Annotated in this window: 11 protein-coding genes and 3 pseudogenes; 6 read left to right on the top strand and 8 right to left on the bottom strand. The window is 58.8% G+C overall.

Features of this window, described 5'->3' with window-relative positions; translation table 11 throughout:
• The first annotated feature begins 775 nt into the window (after positions 1-775).
• Positions 776-1,462, top strand: coding sequence for a class I SAM-dependent methyltransferase (locus A3AI_RS0135305; RefSeq protein ID WP_024520055.1), 687 nt, complete (start codon positions 776-778; stop codon positions 1,460-1,462).
• A gap of 1,768 nt (positions 1,463-3,230) precedes the next feature.
• On the opposite strand, the gene A3AI_RS0135290 is transcribed toward A3AI_RS0135305, so the two are convergent.
• A complete protein-coding gene (locus tag A3AI_RS0135290; RefSeq protein ID WP_024520053.1) occupies positions 3,231-3,539 on the bottom strand; it encodes a hypothetical protein in 309 nt (102 codons plus the stop codon).
• 476 nt (positions 3,540-4,015) lie between these two features.
• On the opposite strand from A3AI_RS0135290, the pseudogene A3AI_RS44110 reads away from it, so the two are divergent.
• A pseudogene (locus A3AI_RS44110) lies at positions 4,016-4,419 on the top strand (hypothetical protein).
• Between the two features lie 46 nt (positions 4,420-4,465).
• On the opposite strand, the gene A3AI_RS0135280 reads toward A3AI_RS44110, so the two are convergent.
• Positions 4,466-4,675 carry a hypothetical protein gene (locus A3AI_RS0135280; protein WP_024520052.1) on the bottom strand — a complete coding sequence of 70 codons (210 nt, stop codon included), beginning with the start codon at positions 4,673-4,675 and terminating at the stop codon, positions 4,466-4,468.
• 432 nt (positions 4,676-5,107) lie between these two features.
• Between A3AI_RS0135280 and A3AI_RS50140 the strand changes: the two genes are divergently transcribed.
• On the top strand, positions 5,108-5,563 hold the full coding sequence (locus A3AI_RS50140; RefSeq protein ID WP_349509713.1) for a transposase: 456 nt from the start codon (positions 5,108-5,110) through the stop codon (positions 5,561-5,563).
• A 90-nt stretch (positions 5,564-5,653) separates the two neighbouring features.
• Here A3AI_RS50140 and A3AI_RS0135265 read toward each other — a convergent pair whose 3' ends face one another.
• From A3AI_RS0135265 to A3AI_RS0135230, 6 genes and pseudogenes are all read right to left on the bottom strand, one after another.
• Positions 5,654-8,122 carry a molybdopterin-containing oxidoreductase family protein gene (locus A3AI_RS0135265; RefSeq protein WP_024520050.1) on the bottom strand — a complete coding sequence of 823 codons (2,469 nt, stop codon included), beginning with the start codon at positions 8,120-8,122 and terminating at the stop codon, positions 5,654-5,656.
• Between the two features lie 200 nt (positions 8,123-8,322).
• Positions 8,323-9,120, bottom strand: a pseudogene (locus tag A3AI_RS0135260) (transposase); the annotation flags it as partial.
• A 137-nt stretch (positions 9,121-9,257) separates the two neighbouring features.
• Positions 9,258-9,422, bottom strand: a complete 165-nt coding sequence (locus tag A3AI_RS49005; protein WP_198030310.1) for a hypothetical protein — start codon at positions 9,420-9,422, stop codon at positions 9,258-9,260.
• Between the two features lie 257 nt (positions 9,423-9,679).
• Positions 9,680-10,108 carry a hypothetical protein gene (locus A3AI_RS0135250; protein ID WP_024520048.1) on the bottom strand — a complete coding sequence of 143 codons (429 nt, stop codon included), beginning with the start codon at positions 10,106-10,108 and terminating at the stop codon, positions 9,680-9,682.
• 1,276 nt (positions 10,109-11,384) lie between these two features.
• Positions 11,385-11,639, bottom strand: a complete 255-nt coding sequence (locus A3AI_RS0135235) for a DUF3303 domain-containing protein (protein WP_036050793.1) — start codon at positions 11,637-11,639, stop codon at positions 11,385-11,387.
• A 317-nt stretch (positions 11,640-11,956) separates the two neighbouring features.
• Positions 11,957-12,181, bottom strand: coding sequence for a hypothetical protein (locus A3AI_RS0135230; RefSeq protein WP_198030312.1), 225 nt, complete (start codon positions 12,179-12,181; stop codon positions 11,957-11,959).
• A 458-nt stretch (positions 12,182-12,639) separates the two neighbouring features.
• Between A3AI_RS0135230 and A3AI_RS49580 the strand changes: the two genes are divergently transcribed.
• The 3 genes and pseudogenes from A3AI_RS49580 to A3AI_RS49575 form a co-directional block, all read left to right on the top strand.
• Positions 12,640-13,527, top strand: coding sequence for a hypothetical protein (locus A3AI_RS49580; RefSeq protein WP_024520044.1), 888 nt, complete (start codon positions 12,640-12,642; stop codon positions 13,525-13,527).
• A gap of 501 nt (positions 13,528-14,028) precedes the next feature.
• Positions 14,029-15,729, top strand: a complete 1,701-nt coding sequence (locus A3AI_RS0135220) for an alpha-amylase family protein (protein ID WP_024520043.1) — start codon at positions 14,029-14,031, stop codon at positions 15,727-15,729.
• Positions 15,730-15,991: 262 nt separating this feature from the next.
• Positions 15,992-16,148, top strand: a pseudogene (locus A3AI_RS49575) (IS110 family RNA-guided transposase); the annotation flags it as partial.

Below are 16,148 nucleotides of genomic sequence, written 5' to 3'. Positions count from 1 at the left end.
GAATCGGTATCGGGTCATGATGTATCGCCGTCGCAACCAGTTTGACCTCGCAGTTTGATCATGATGGAAATCGTCACCAGCTGCATCGACTGTTGGCAGCCGTCCGGAACGTTCATCGTAAACAGCATCATTGCACTGTTAATTCTTGGGATCGCCGTCTCGCGAACCGCCTAGATTTGACACGCGGCAGCCATACAGAAAGACCGCGCGAGCGTGGGGACGACGTACGGCGAGGTGAGGCTTGGCAAATGCGAATTGCTTAACTCGTGCCCGAATTTCCTGGGCAGACTCGCATATTTTTCTGGCATGAAATTGCGCACTTAAAGAAGCTTGGCTTAGATTCAGTTGATAAGGTACGCGACGGCCGCCGAAGGGCGCTAAATCCCATAGCTGGACCGAAGAAAAGCGCGGTGCGGTAGTCTCCGGCCGTTTTCGGATCATTAAAGGACAAACATGGTTCTAGAAACAGCGGCCGTTATAATCGGAACCCTCGTTGTTGCCCTGCTGCTTTGGATTACGGTAGATGCTTGGCCGCGCAAGAACGGCGACCGAATTTTGGATTTGGACCCCGGGAACGGGTGACCTGATTTCATATGACTATGCTTTGCACCGGCATGCTTATCGGCCTGCTAGCCCCCTGGGGCGAGGGCTGCGTGGGGTAGTGTAGCGAGATGGAAAAAATCCTTGCCACGTTTTTAATCCCGATCGGAATTTATCTTGTTTTATCTGGAATGTTAAATCGTCGCCCGCAAGGACGGCGACCTAAGGGGCGTTCATGACCGCAGTCGATTATTATGACTCAACCGCCGCCTCGTACGATGCGCTCCACGGCATCGACCTAGAGCACACTCGAGCCCTTGAGCTGGGGTGGCCCTTGCTCGGTGAAGTCCAGTCCGTTTTAGACGTCGGATGCGGGACTGGGCGTGCGCTGCGCTGGATATCGCGACAAAGTTCCACAACCGAGTTGCATGGAATCGAGCCATCTGCCGGAATGATCACAGAGGCGCGGCGTCATCTTCCGCACGTATCCGTTGAACAAGGCACCGGAGAACATCTTCCGCACGCCGACTCCAGCATTGATGTCGCCATCGCCACCGGCATCATGCATCACGTTGACGACCCCTCTCGGGTGATCTCTGAGATGTTTCGCGTTTCCCGCAAAGGCATCCTGATCAGCGACCACAATAACTACGCCTTCGGCGGGTCGATGATGCAGCGTATCCGCATGGGGCTAAAGATGTGCGGACTGCTCAGTGGCTTCACCTACATCAAGCAGGGCTTTAACAAGAAAGGATATTCGAAAGAAGATGGATGGTGGTATCCGTATTCCCTGCTCGACAACTTCGGCGAGATCGCGCGGAAATCGACGAAGGTTTATATGATGCCGACCAGGCCAGCCACTGGTTCGCTCGGTAATCTCGCGTTTGCCCAATCTCACCTTTGTGTCGTGGCGTTCAAGTAGCGACGGCACCCGACAAGGACGCAAAGCTGGATCTTCCCGAGCCTTTACCTGGGCATAACGCTATCGGGTTCGCCGGGGTCGGAGCTCTGGCCATTCGGCAGAGCAGCCACTTCGCTCGACGCAACCTTATGTCGCGCCCTATTTAGCTAAGCCCAACGGCGGCCTCTCTGGATCGACGGCTATTAGGTCCACTGTGCTCGTGCCGCCATAACCGGCGCTATATTGCGACTATACCAGCGAAGCATACTGCCCGGCATTTCATCCCGCGCGCTCTCGGTGCTTCGTGCAAACTCCCTGTCTCTCTATATCGATGGACATAGACCAAAAGAACCACGTCGAAAGTTCTTCGCACCACAGTTTCGCAAATTTTAGAGAGGATCCTGCAGATCCAGTGGTTTGACACTGGTTGTTGCGGTGGAGGTCTCAATGAATTGGGTTGAGCGCTCTTTCATGATCTCGGCCGCTATCGGAATACTTATCTTTGCGGGGCTGATGGCTTGGTTGGTGACTGCGTAGACGTGCTCGTCTGTGCTCCGATTGGTCTCACTGCGAGCCAGGTATTTGTCTCAGACATCCATTCTGAGAGGCCCAAGATGCCGGCAACATATCGAATCCTTCGATGGTTGGGTTTTTCACGCTGGGAAGCTGCCCGAAAACTTCTGAAAATTTACTGTGTTAGTCTGCGATCGCGAGTGTCCTAGACGAAGGGCGATCACGGCGGTCCCGAAGATGCACACCTTCCTGTTCCGCAGCTATGACCTCATCGCCAGAAGATCATTGAGGCGACAGTCGACCGGCTGCTGGAGCAACGAACCTGAAGCGCCGGCACGGCGCTCAGCCGTTGAGGCGGCGTTTCTCTGCTGCAAAGGACGTTGCCCTATCGTCTCTGTTGCGCGATCGCGCCCGCCGTCTGCGCCAATTTCGATAGTGCAATATGATACCTATCAGCACAGCTGGAGCGAGCGCAGCACCGATCATATAGACCGTAAGCCATTGGGGCGTCAGTGCGTCGAGTATCATCGACGCCAACAACCAGAGCGTGGCTGCCACCAAGGTGAAATCGAGCGGATGTCTCATTCCCGAAAAAATACGCCGCCGGGCTCGAAATGTCCTGTCCCGGCGGCCACTGTTTCACTCTGGGGCACTGAAATTCCCAGTAACCGAATTCGAGCAATGGCCATGCCAATCGCTCAGGGGCTCGCAGGCTGAGGCGGTGACCAGAGAACGAGGCCCGGTGTGCCTAGGAGACCGGGCCTCGCAACCGCAAGCGGCCATCCACAGACCGCGCTTGAGCGTGACGCACACTCCAGGCGGTGTGGAGTCAAATTCGCGGTTCGGCAGAGCGGAACCTTCCCGGAGTTGCTCCCGTGACACAGCGGCCGCCAGACGGCTGAGGCGGTAACGGGACTTTAACGAAGTCGGGCACCAAATGGCGCATCACGGAATTCGACCTCCGTGATGCTTCGACCTCAACTGGCCCGCCGGTGTCGTCACCCCCAAATCACCGCCGGCGGGCTCTCTATTGGGGAGGCCGGCTTTGGTCCCGCGCCCTGCATTCAGGCCTGAGTGATCCCGTCCTTGACGATCACCGGCGCCTCGATCCGGTCGTCAGTCACGGACTCCTAAGTCATTGATTTAGCTAGCAGGAGTGGTAGGGCTCGAACCTACGACCCCCGGATTTGGAGTGAGGTACTCTCCATCCTTCCCTGTTTGTCCTCATCGCAAGAAGTCCTGATCAATTGGGCTTTTCTCGCGCTCACCTCCCCGGTCATCCCAATCCGTTCTTCTTCGTGCCAGAGGCGGAGGCGGTGGCGGCGGCTTTCATGGAGGCGGCGGCTTTTAAGGCGGCCGCGGTGGTTTCTACGGCGGCCGCGGTGGCTTCTATCGCGGCCACCGCAGCTTGCATGGCGACCGCGGTAACTTGCATGACGACCGTGGTCGCTTCCAAGGCGGCGGTGGCTTCCAGAACGGCATTCCGATCGGTGGCCAAGGCAGCGGCGGGTTTCACAACGGCGTTCCGATCGGCGACAGATACATCGACCGCGGCGACCACCATGGTAGGCGGCATCATCACCATTGGTGGATAGACCCCGGAGCATTGGCGGCCCGTTCGGCGCGAATGACCACCTAAGCGCAGGCTGCTCCGACCTCAGCTTCGGAGCGCCGCCGCACAGTGAAGGCCAAGCGCGTCGTGGTCGTTGACCTATAACCTTTGCCGCCTAAATCCCCTGCCCGTCGATGCTCATCCCCAGGGGGCGCTATTGCAGATCGAAAAGGACACGGCGGTCAGCCTGTTCGTTCCTCATCGGGCTTCCGGTCGATTGGTTTTCAATCCGAAGGGCTATCGAGCTTGGCCTTTGTCCCGTTGAACTAGTGGAGCGCGGGTAGCCAGTGGATAACATTAATGCGGGTCCGGCTCCGCCTATCGAAACGACACGTCATCGGTAAGATCGGCAGCTCAGGGAGCCGTCGGTTCTTGGGGCCGGTGTCTGTTCGAAACCGCAAGGTCTAGCGGCTTGTGAACCCCGCCTCGCCCGGCGCATTCTGCCAAGCATGGGCACCAGGTCGCGAGACAGACTTTTCGGCACCTCGGTCCGCATTGCGGCCATGCGCGCGGCTGAGGCGCTCCGCGAAGCCGATAAGTTGGCATGCGAAGCCTGGACCAAGCGCATGCTCGCCTTCAAAGGGCCCGCGCAGCCCTCGCCGACGCGCTCAACGCCGGCTGCAACTATCTTGAGGTCCGCTGCCTAGGATGCGACACCCACCAGACCGTTGCGCTCGACATCGCGCGGCGGCCGAAGACGACGCCGATCCACGAGCTGGAGCGCTACATGCGCTGCAAGGACTGCTCGGAGGTGCGCGGCTATTCGTATAAGCGTAGCCATCTGGTCGCGCTTCGGCGCACCAAGATTTCAGCGAGTGAGCCGCCATCGTATTGGTGGCCGGTGGAACGATGAGACGAGAACCTCGAAGCTCGCTTTGAATTGCGGAGCTTCAAGGTGGTCAATGCAGCAGGTGTGGAGACGGGGGCTGATCCTCCCCCGCCTTTTCGATCAATACGGCGCTTAGCTGTCGAAGTGCGTGCTCTAACTGTTCGTTGATTAACATTAGAGCCCTGACCGCGCCGCGCAGATCACCACGACAGGCGGCGATGATCTCGTCCACGTCCTGCTCGTATTCGTCGATAAATCGATTTGTATCTTCGCGTGACATGCACGCAACATCCAAGCAAAAACCGTGGACAAGCTAGTTAACGCTCGTTAATGCGCACACTATTCCCCACTATCCACAGACTGAGGCATGGCATAAATCTCCCGCTACGTTTGTTTTTTTGGAACCAGCAGTTACCGGGCGAGAGCACAGTTTAGTAACCTGGTAACGCCTTCTGCTCCAAACATTACCTTTGTTCGGGGGGCACATGTTCGAGGTTTACTTAAACGAGAGGCGTGATCTGCTCGTACTGGAAAAAGGAACGCCACTAGCTCTAATTGGCGCGTCAGGGAAATGGCGGAAGAAAAAGGGCGCCGTCAAGGTGAGCGACGAGATTAGGTCCGCAGTTCAGAGGCAAGGCTATTACCTGCGTAAACTTAGCTGTGCTGGGAAGCGTGGACCACGGCCAGACGAACTACCGCTCGGCCTTCAGCCATGCGCAATCTCTACAGCGATGGCCGCGTCGTGCTGAGGATAAGGATCGGCATTGGATGCGGCAACGATGATGATCCGGAACCCGCCGCGATCCTTGCCACCCGGTGGCAGCATCGCTGTAGCCAGTGCATTGCCCTCCATGTCGCGCAACGTAGGAAAAGCGGCCTCTCTCGCTGCACATGGGCCTCGAGGCCGATGTCGCGCTCGATCGCGTCGGCAGCGGTTTCTCTGGCTTCAGCCAGCCGCGCCAGTGCGGCGAGAGCCATGCGCCAGCGTCGCGAAACAGTCGAGCATCCGTTCGGCACGATGAAGGCGCGCATGGGAGCGACACACTTCCTCACCAAAACACTTCCAAAAGTAGCCGCTGAAATGGCGCTCTCGGTCCTGGCCTACAATCTGACACGGGTGATGAACATCGTCGGGATCAAACCACTGATCGCTGCGATCGCGGCCTGAAGCACACCCAGATCTGGCTCCAGCGGCGACGCCCGTTTGAGGGCTGTTTTTACACGACCAAGTCCCGAAGCGGACTTGGCTGCCGGTGGCTTAGCTTTTAGCGGACAGTTGAATTGCGCTTTCTGGAGGTTCCTTTCGGCGAGCTTCGGGCACTGGCCGAACTTCGCAAAGGTTGGATCGATGGGATGGCGTGCCGCTGACGGGATCACGGACGCTGGCGTCGACCGTCAGGTTGAAGTTCGTGCCGTTCGGACCGAACGGATCGCAATCACCAACGCCCAGTTCATCGCAACCTTGCCACCAGCCATGCTCGCCCACGACAACGCGCGGATCGATCTCGTCACTGAAGCGCGCCCGCGCCCGCATGCCGCCGGCTGGAGTGCGCACATCGACCCAATCTCCATTTCTGATGCCGCGCGCGGAGGCCGTTGCCGGATTTAGCTCGATCTCCGGGTCCAATGCGTGCTTGCGCAGGCCCGGCAGCGCGCGATGCTGGGTCTGACAAAAAAGACTTGGCTTCGCGCACGTCAGGATCAAAGGGAAGGACGCAGCCAGGTCCGGGCGGGCGACCGGGCCCATGGATGGTTCGACAAAATCCGGCATGGCCGAATAGCCGTGATCAAGGAAGTTTTCCGACCAGAACTCGACCTTCCGCGACGGCGTTGGGAATCCGCGCGGATTTCCCTTGTCATCGTGCGCGGCGTGCTTGGTGTGCTGCGTCGTCAGCGGTTTCCTTAATCCGGCAGGTTGCGCTCGAAGCTGCTCCAGGGTGATGCCGCTCGGAGCAAGCTGCTGCCGGTAAGCGGCATCGACATCGCCGTTCCAGAAATGCTCGCCGAGGCCGAGACGCGCGGCAAGGCCAAGGACGATATCAGTATCGGACCGCGCCTCGCCGGGCGGGGGGACGACGGCCTGCCGAAGCTGAACGTGCGATTGCGCCTCTGCGCTGATTTCGAAACCGATCTTGAGAGCTTCGCGCTCGAAGCAGGACGCCACAGGCAACACGATATCCGCCAGCGCTGCAGTGGGCGTCATGAACATGTCGGCATGGGCGTAGAAATCGAGCGCAGCCAGCGCAGCGCGTCCGCGAAGGGGATCGCCGTGAGCGAGCAGCAGGTTTGACCCGAACCCAATCAGGCCGCGGACTTGATAGGGCTTGCTTTCCAGAACAGCCCGATAGAAGTCACGAGGGGAGACGTGGTTCCAGCGCGCTGGCCCGAGCGGACGCTCGGCAACCCCGATAGCGGGAGCGAGCCGCTTTGCCGCAGGCAGGTTCTCTCCATTGATCGAGGTGGCCGGCACCGCAGGGAGCAGCACATTGCCTCCGACCGCATCGAAACTGCCGGTCAGCGCATAAAGCATGGCCATCGCCCGCGCCGTGTCCGTGCTGTTGGCATGATGCTCGTGCCCGCTCCAGGCATAGTACGAGACGGGACGGGCGTGCCACATCGTGCGGGCAGCTTCCTCCAATTCACCGGGAGGAATCCAGCATGTCGCTTCAATCATCGCGGGCGAATATTTGCTGCAGAGCGCTGCGTAGTGGTCGAAGACAGGCCGGCAGGAGATCGGGCCGTCTTTCGTTGCGACGGTGAACTCGCCTCGCAAGGCAAGATGCTCAGCTTGTGTCTCGTAGCGGCCAGCCGAGGGATCATAGCTGACTGCGCGATCTGACCGCGAATCCCAGGCAACGAATTGTCCGGAGCCGCTGTCGGAAAGGAGATCTTCGGTCCTGAGCAAGCGGCCGGCATTGGAGCGCACGAGAAGGGGGCCGTTGCTCCACGTGCGGACGAACGCCTCGTCGTACCATCCGCGCTCGATCATGATGTTGGCGAGACCCAGCGCGAGCGCGCCGTCGGTTCCGGGGCGGAGGCGCAGCCAGACGTCGGCCTTGTTGGCAAGCCCGGCGTGACGCGGATCGATCACGATCAACTTCATTCCGCGTTTCAGGCCCGCGACCGTCGCAGTCGCATGCGTAATGCGCGTAAACGATGGATTGTAGCCCCACAGGATAAGGCAACCGGTTTCGGCAATGTCGGCCATCGCTCCGCCGGCACTCCCGGTCGCAACGCTACCGACGCCGAAGACGTAGCGCGTCGCAAAGCCGCGTCCCCAGCCGCACAGCTCGAGCGCCGACACATGGTTCGGCGTGCCGAATGCATTCATCAGCCTGTTGATGAAAGGCGCGGAATCCGCAATGGCGGTCGTCGACGGCGATGATTGACTGAACGCTACCGCTTCAGGTCCGTGCTGCTCGGCGATGCGCCGCATGGCGGCGGCGATCTGATCGAGCGCCGCATCCCACGATATTTCCTCCCATCCCGGATCGGCGTCGGCTTTCGGCCGGGTTCGACGCAGCGGTCGCTTCAGCCTGTCCTTGTGATAGACCAGTTCGGGAGCCGCCCGGCCCTTGGCACAAATTGCCGCGCCGGTAGGATGCGTCGGATCGGGGTCCAGACGCGTAAATCTGCCATCCGTCACCGTGGCGACGGTACCGCAGCGTGCGATGCACAGACTGCAGTACCCTTGCACCTGCCGTACGTTCGGGGTTTCTGCTGACATGCACAAGCTCCCTCGCGGCAATGGATCGTGCGTGTTCCGGATCGCGCCTTCGCGCAGATTGCCGGCAAGCTGCCGCATCGTATCACAAACCGGAAGCTGCGCGGAGCATGTCCGGTTATGGACGATTTTGCTGAAAAAGGCGCCAGTAATCCCGATGTATTGGCTCCAGCGACGATGCGGCCAAACGGCCGTGCCGGCCGTCATGCGGGTTTGAGGGATTGCATCGGGACCAGCTTGGCCATCTTGCGAAGGTTCTGAGCGGTAGCTGCGAGGGTGAACTCGTCACGGGCGCCGTTTGGACCCCGCAAGCGCAAACGGTCGAGTTTGAGAATGCGCTTGAGGTGTGCGAACAGCATCTCGATCTTTTTGCGGAGCCGACGCGAAGTGCTGCCCTCCCACGACCTTGCGATCTGCCGCGCCATGTCACGCGCGCCCTCGTAGATCGAGCGTGGCACCTTCCGTGAAGCCTGCTTGGGGCAGCACCGAGATTTCAATGCGCACCGATCGCAATCGCGCTTGCTGGCGACGTGCAGCAGGGTCGCACCGTCGTTCAAAAGCGCTCCGGTCGTGGTAAGGATCTTGCCGCCGGGACAGCGGTAGACATCACCTGCACGATCATAGATGAAGTCCTGGCGCGAGAAGGTCCCGTCTGTGCGGGCCGACTTGTCGAACACTGTAACGTGCGGCTCTATCCCGTGCTCGTAGACCAACCAGCCATGCATCTCCGCCGAACCATAGCCGCTGTCGCCGAGGAGCCGGCTCGGATAGAGATCGAACCGTTCGAGCGATCGCTCAATCATGCACTTGGCGGCCAACACCTCCGCCTGCCGGATTGCCGTGGTTGCCTCGACATCGACGATAATCGCGTTCTCGACGTCGACTAGGTAATTCGTCGAGTAAGCGAAGAAGGTTTGGCCGCCGTGCGCTCCCGTCCAGCGCGCCGCTGGGTCGGAGGGCGACACGAACTTCGGCGTGACCTCGGTCGCTGCTCCGATCGCACGGCAAGCTCTCGGCCTACCAATAGTCGCGCGGTGTTGCGGACGAACTTGCGATTATACGATCGTCCAGCGTTATGCACGAGAGCGAAATCCCGTATCGCGGACGTTCCTCCCGACTGAAAACTCATGGGCCGCGTTCACTGCGGCCAATCCTTGCAGAGCGTGATCCCGATCATAATCAGCGAGCCGATTGCGACCACCACCGGGCAGATAAACGGCAACTCTTCCAGCACGCCGACAACGACTGCCCGGACGCGGAGAGTTCTCTTCATATGCGCGACACGAGTGCCTGCCACACCCATCGGACATCTCCGTTTGGTTCACAGCAGCGGCGGTGACATTTCAACGCGCAAGAGATTCCCGGCTATAGCCAATTCAGGTGTATCGCCAGACTAAGGTGAAGGAACCCTTGCAAGGTCGTAAGTCATAAAGTGTCAGTCAACTTCCAATCAGACCATCGAACTTCGACGGCGGAGGCCGCCAGAAATGCCAAACCGCCTCCGCGGCTTTCATGAACGCCTGAAGAATCTCAAGTAGAAAGCTGCGAGGCTTGGGATGCTCAGTTGCTGTCGTGTGCTTCCACCATCCTGCGTTTGACCTCTTCGCAGGACTTGCGGACGTCTTGGGAGAACAGCGCAGAAGCTTGGATGCGTTTGAAGACTTTTTTGCCTTCCTCACGATACGCAGCCGCCGTGTCGCGCATATCGGCGATTGCGTTGTGGACTTCCGCGGTCATCGCCTCGCATTTTTTTGCGGCCTCGATTAGCTCTGCGCCCATCGACTCGACCTCTCTAGCGGCAATCTCATAATCGCGCACGACGGCCTCAGCGCTGAGTCCGCCAGCACGCGTGACACTCTGAAGGTGTTCCTCGTGATCCGGGAACGCGATTGAAGCTGATGAGCCTCCAGAACGAACCTCGGTCATATCTGCTTCAAGTTTAGCCAAACTGACATCTGCACTCTTTCGAATTTGCTCAATGCTGCCCATCGGTCGATCCTCTTGCAGGTGGAAAGACCCCCAGACGACGGACATTATCCACATGTTATTTGAAGTACACCGTGTATATGCCTTGACAGCCCATCAATAGCCATAATTACAGGCGCGATATCCGCGATGCCAATCGGTAACCGAGCAGTAGGTGTCCTCACTGACACACTGTTCTCTCTGGCGCTAACTGGCGCAGCCTTAGTCGCCGACCTGATCGGCCGCGAACGATCTCGACGCTTTCATCGCCCACCAGCCGGTGAGCTGCGCGCCGGTCTCGCTTAGATAGCGATGGGGCCTCGTCGCGGCTGCGCTGTCCGTCCGCTTAAACACCCGAAAGCGGCGTTAAAGCGGACATCCGCTGATCAACGGGATGGGCCAACAAGCGACGTCGCCACCTCATTCGAGCCGCGCCTGGGTTTAGTCCCTGGGAACGGGAGCGCGTCGCCGCGAAGGCGCAAGGGGGTCGGCCTACGCGACCGTTAAGGCGTTTCGCGCGACGGTGCGGAAGCCATGCCTTTGTAGACTTGAGCGGCTAGCCGGTCCTGCTCTGCGGCTCGAATTTCCCGCGCAGTTCTCAACGCTCGCCGAAGGAAAGGGTCTTCGGTCTCCTTGGATAGTGTTATGAGCTTATTGCAGTTATGGCAGTTGATCTGAAGACCATCCCGGACTCGGTTGGTCTTCTCCCGGAATACTCGCGTGCACGCCGGGCACCTGATCTTAACCTTCTCCTCTACGACCATGACAAACCTTTCAATGAAAGGCTTAGTGTCGCTGTCGGTCGTTACGGAAGAACTAACTCCAACGAACAAGAGTGCCCCCCAGCAGTCGTTGTGAAGAACGGGCTGCCATTTCGCATTGCGGAGCGTTGCGGCCTCTTACTACGATAGCCCAACGATCCACTGAAACATGCTGGCGATACTTGTGAGTGCGCGCCCTAGTCGAGGCAAGGGCACGACGCCTCTCTGGCTCATGCCGTTCGCATGGAAGGCTATGACGGGCCTGCACAGCCCTCCCCGACCATCGCCCAATGCTGCGAGGTCACGCCGTGTTTAGGTTCGTCCGGATGAAGATCGGTGATGGCCTTGGGGCGGATGTCCGCTTATGAGGTCAATTCAGACGTTCGCTGCGCACGGCGGATGTGTCGCATTTTGACCCGCAACGGAAGTCTGCCGGGAGGTAATGTTGGACGTTCCTCCCGGCATGTTGAGTGTGCCTCAGCTTTTCAACGCGTTTCGCGCCCACTCTAGAGAACCTGCACCCGTAGCTGCGGCTTCCCTCACATCAATGACCGGGACACCTCGGCGTCGTTCCAGTAGGAGAACTTAGAAACAAAAGAGACGATGACTTTTGGATCGTTTGCCTCAACCAGCACGTATCCGCCATCACCCATAAGGTTAGACACGAACGCCTGGATTGTCAGTCCGTCCTCTGGTTGCCATTTCCCGAAGGCTGTGAGAAGGGCCTCCGCTGCTCCGAAATTCTGTTCGTAATGTTGCCCGTGGCGGACCTTGTATTCGATCATGTACTTCATGAATTTTGTTCCAAACTTCGATTTCCAGTATGACATCGCCGCTGCATCTGCACATAGCGACCGCCGATGAGATACCAATGGACAACGATCAGCAATGGGCCGCCTGATATTTGAGGTCCAACTGGGATGTCAGCGCTTGGCAGCACAGATCAGGGAAAAGACGCGGCTTCGCCTCGGGAGAGCCGAGCCGCGCCACACAAGTGTGAGGTCCGTCTCCGGACACCAACCGAGCGTAACATCGGCAACTCCCGACAAGATTTGCCGGCGGGAGAGGCCTCGAGTTCGACGACGTGGCCCGCGAGAACCGGCCCGCTCGATCACTTCTTATCCGGTGCCTGGGCGCTTGAGTTGTTCGTGTCGGGTTTGTTGGCCTCATGATGGCCAATCACACAGCCCGCGGCGGCTCCGGCCTTGCCGTGACCCGCTATGTGACCGGCAACGCCGCCCACGATTGCGCCCTTGATGCAGCCCTTAGCGTCGGCGCTTCCGACCGAAGCCAGCGAAAGAGCGGCAACACAGATTGCTGTGAGGATCCATTTCATCATCGAACTCCGATCTTTGCGTCGACGACCAATGCAGGCCAGGTTAGATCGGTTCCGGCCGCGTTGAGCCAGAGACGCAAATATGCGAGGTGACCAAATCGGTCGTCCGGGACGAAACCATTGCAGGGTCGCCCCCGCGCTGCTGACGGCGCACTTGCGGATCCCACAGCGAAATCCATCCTGACGGCAACCGCCCTCGCCCTAAGGCGACTTGCTTCGCATTCCACGGCTATCAACACCGGCAGTTGCTCGTCACCGGGCTAGCCGCCACCAACGCTCAACGCCCGCTACATAAAGCGCATTTTGCGCATCGCACTCCTGGAACCTACGCCAGATCTCCCGAATTGTTAGGAAGGTTGCTGGAGGAAACGCATTATGGATGGCATCATCTACCTCGTTGGCTTGATCGTGATTATCATGGCCATCTTGTCGCTGTTCGGTTTGCGGTAACGGTGACCATGACGATAGAATCCCCCCTCGCAGATGAAGAAAGAGCCGTTATCCAATCCGAGCGCTCAGCGAAATGGAGTCTTCAGTGGACTCCTATCTTCGCCGGTGCTTTGGCGGCGTCGGCGCTGTCACTCATACTCATTTCTTTCGCGACCGCGCTAGGACTCGGTGTAGCGTCGACGGCCCCGACGTGGAGAGACGCGTCATTTGCACTTTGGTTACTTTCCGGCATTTTCTTGATATTCCAATCACTGATCAGCTTTGGTTGCGGGGGCTACTTTACCGGCAGGGTTCGAATGCCGTATTTGTCGGGCACGGCAGACGATATGGAAGCCCGGGACGGTTTTCACGGCGTGGCTTCATGGGCGCTAGCCGTGCTCATTGGTGCCGTTCTAACGGTGCTGATTGGATTCGCGGCGAGCCGACCTTCGATTACTGCGCAGCCGCCAGCAGCTTCGGAGCCATCCGTGTTGAGCTATGAGCTTGACCATCTTTTCCGCGCAGCGCGCAGGCCGCCAAACGTGGATCTTTCTGTCGAACGGGCCGAAGCCGCCCGCATCCTTATGACATCCTCGAGCCATAACGACGTTACGGCAGACGACAGGACCTATCTGATCCAACAGGTAACAACTTTCACCGGTCTCTCTGGTCCCGACGCGGAGCGGCGAGTGGACGCAGCTATCGCCAATTCAAAAAGCGCCATTTCGCGAGCGAGGGCCGCAAGCATAATCGTTGCCTTTTCTGCCGCCGCAGCCCTGCTCTTCGGAGCGATAGCAGCTTGGGCTGGAGCCGCGGCCGGTGGACGACACAGGGATGGAGCGCCGCTATCGGGTTGGATGGCCCACGCCAATGGGCTTTCTCGAAAGAGGAATGCTGCTCCGCAACCGTTACCTTGAACTCCGGTCGCGAGATTTCAGAAAGAACACCTGATGGCGGCTCACGTTGACCAGTATGCTGCGCGTACAAGAACTAACAGCAGGAACCGAGCAATACAGTCAGTGGGCCGATAGGGTGATCGATCCGCTGTTGGGCGATGCACTACGGAAGCCCGCGCTGCAATGGCTTGGCGGCCGGCCGAGATCGAATATTCCAGCGCGATCCCGCATATTGTGCGATCCACGATAGATCACCCGCGGCAACCGATAAGATTGATGTCGAAACGCTGGTGCGTTGACCAGCGAATCGCCCTGCCTGCGAACCGTGGGACCAGCAAGGTTCCTGAACTCGGCCCGGTCGGTGACATACGTCCGAAAAATGCCGGACGCCACCCTTTGTTTTCTTAGTCGCTCTTCCGAAGGAAGTAATCGCGCAACGGAGTATCGCTGAGCGTAGCGCGCAAGGGAACCGCGAGCACTCTCTGTCGCTTATCGCTGGACGCGAACCACCGGTAGCCCTCGATGATCGACGATCTCTGGTACAAGAATAGTGTTATTTATTGTCTTTCCGTCAGCACCTTTATGGATGCGAATGGCGACGGAATCGGAGACTTCAAGGGGCTATTGCGTCGGCTCGATTATCTGCACGGGCTTGGCATCAGTGCGATCTGGCTAATGCCGTTTCAACCGTCGCCCGGCAAGGACGACGGCTATGACATCTCGGACTACTATGGTGTTGATCCCCGCTACGGGACGCTTGGCGACTTCGTTGAATTCACCCATGGCTGCAAGCAGCGCGGCATTCGCGTGATCATAGATCTCGTCGTTAATCACACTTCGAACGAACATGCCTGGTTCAAGTCCGCACGAAGCGCAAAGGACTCGCCCCATCGCGACTGGTATGTGTGGGCTGATAAAAAGCCTGCCAACGCTGATAAGGGCATGGTCTTCCCGGGGGTGCAGAAATCGACTTGGACGCACGACAAGGAGGCCGGCGCCTGGTATTTTCACCGCTTCTACGATTTTCAGCCCGACCTCAACACGTCAAGTCCGCTGGTACAGGCGGAAATCCTTAAGATCATGGGTTTCTGGATCCAGCTAGGAGTGTCCGGCTTCCGCATGGACGCTGTACCTTTCGTAATCGCGACCAAGGGTGCGAAGGTTAAGAAGCCAATCGAGCAATACGACATGCTGCGTGCCTTCCGCGAGTTCCTGCAATGGCGGGAGGGCGATGCCATTATTCTCGCGGAAGCCAACGTGCTGCCCGAGACCGATATGGAATATTTCGGTCGGGATGGCGACCGCATGCAGATGATGTTCAACTTCCACGTCAACCAGCATCTGTTCTATGCCTTGGCATCGGGCGACGTCCGGCCGCTTGCGGCTGCGCTCTCGGTAACCAAGCCGCGGCCCGCAACTGCGCAGTGGGGCCTATTCTTGCGCAATCATGACGAGCTCGATCTCGGTCGGTTGACCAAGCCGCAACGAAACGCGGTATTCGAGGCATTCGGGCCCCACAAAGACATGCAGTTATACGATCGCGGCATCCGAAGGCGTCTCGCGCCCATGCTCGGTGGCGACCGCCGTCGCCTCGAACTCGCCTACAGCCTGATGTTCACCCTCCCGGGCACTCCAGTGGTCCGCTACGGCGACGAACTCGGGATGGGCGACGATCTGAGCCTGCCCGAGCGCAATTGCGCGCGCACGCCTATGCAGTGGTCGAGCGAACCGCATGGCGGCTTCACCAAGGGTGATAAACCATGCTTGCCCGTTATGGATAAGGGCCCCTACGGCTATGAGCACGTCAATGCGGCCAAACAGCGCCGCGACGCGAACTCAATGCTGAACTGGACCGAACGCATCATCCGCATGCGGAAAGAGGTGCCCGAAGTCGGCTGGGGCGACTTCAAAATCATCACGACCCGCGACCCATCCATCCTCGTCATCCGCTATGACTGGCGAAACAATTCGGTGCTGTTCGTACATAATCTGGAACAACGGCCGCGCGAAATCTCGTTTGGGACCGGACTTCCTGGCGAAGCCGGGAAGCAGCTCATCAATCTGCTTGCGGACGATCACAGCCACGCGGATGGGCGCGGCCGGCACAAGCTCGTCATTGAGCCTTATGGTTATCGCTGGTATCGCGTCGGTGGGCTCGATTATCTACTGAAGCGAAGCGATACCGACCACCAAACGATGAAACGGCCACGTCACAGCGCCTGAACCTGCCTCGCTACGATGACGCCCTCATTGCCACTCAGATTCAGCGGGCAAAGTGAAGATTCTCTAAACCAGGAGCCGTCCACACATGGGCCCTTCGCGACATTTCGTCGCCGCGCAATAAGTAGGTCGCTTCTGGGCATAAGATGGGGTAATCGGCCGATCCAGCTTGTGGATAGCTGAAGATTTTAGGTGCTGCGCTTCAGGCTGATGGTGAAACGAGGTCCGTGGTGACGGCCTCAAGCATCAGAAGGAGAAGCGCAGCATGGACCATTTTGCCGGAATGGACGTATCGGTCAAGGAGACGAGTGTCTGCATTTTGGATGACGCGGGCAAGATCGTGAAGGAAGTGAAGGTGGCGAGCGAGCCTCAAGCACTTTTGAAGGTTCTGGGGAATCCCGCCTACCGCTTCAAGCGGATCG

This window comes from Bradyrhizobium sp. Tv2a-2 (assembly GCF_000472425.1).
GTDB lineage: Bacteria > Pseudomonadota > Alphaproteobacteria > Rhizobiales > Xanthobacteraceae > Bradyrhizobium.
This window is presented reverse-complemented; position numbering and strand designations above follow the sequence as displayed.

Excerpts from the sequence above, each read along its gene's own strand:
- A3AI_RS49580 (WP_024520044.1), top strand. The coding sequence starts at position 12,640 with ATGACGATAGAATCCCCCCTCGCAGATGAAGAAAGAGCCGTTATCCAA.
- A3AI_RS0135265 (WP_024520050.1), bottom strand. The coding sequence starts at position 8,122 with ATGTCAGCAGAAACCCCGAACGTACGGCAGGTGCAAGGGTACTGCAGT.
- A3AI_RS50140 (WP_349509713.1), top strand. The coding sequence starts at position 5,108 with ATGCGCAATCTCTACAGCGATGGCCGCGTCGTGCTGAGGATAAGGATC.
- A3AI_RS0135280 (WP_024520052.1), bottom strand. The coding sequence starts at position 4,675 with ATGTCACGCGAAGATACAAATCGATTTATCGACGAATACGAGCAGGAC.
- A3AI_RS0135305 (WP_024520055.1), top strand. The coding sequence starts at position 776 with ATGACCGCAGTCGATTATTATGACTCAACCGCCGCCTCGTACGATGCG.
- A3AI_RS0135230 (WP_198030312.1), bottom strand. The coding sequence starts at position 12,181 with ATGAAATGGATCCTCACAGCAATCTGTGTTGCCGCTCTTTCGCTGGCT.
- A3AI_RS0135290 (WP_024520053.1), bottom strand. The coding sequence starts at position 3,539 with ATGGTGATGATGCCGCCTACCATGGTGGTCGCCGCGGTCGATGTATCT.
- A3AI_RS49005 (WP_198030310.1), bottom strand. The coding sequence starts at position 9,422 with ATGGGTGTGGCAGGCACTCGTGTCGCGCATATGAAGAGAACTCTCCGC.
- A3AI_RS0135250 (WP_024520048.1), bottom strand. The coding sequence starts at position 10,108 with ATGGGCAGCATTGAGCAAATTCGAAAGAGTGCAGATGTCAGTTTGGCT.
- A3AI_RS0135220 (WP_024520043.1), top strand. The coding sequence starts at position 14,029 with ATGATCGACGATCTCTGGTACAAGAATAGTGTTATTTATTGTCTTTCC.
- A3AI_RS0135235 (WP_036050793.1), bottom strand. The coding sequence starts at position 11,639 with ATGAAGTACATGATCGAATACAAGGTCCGCCACGGGCAACATTACGAA.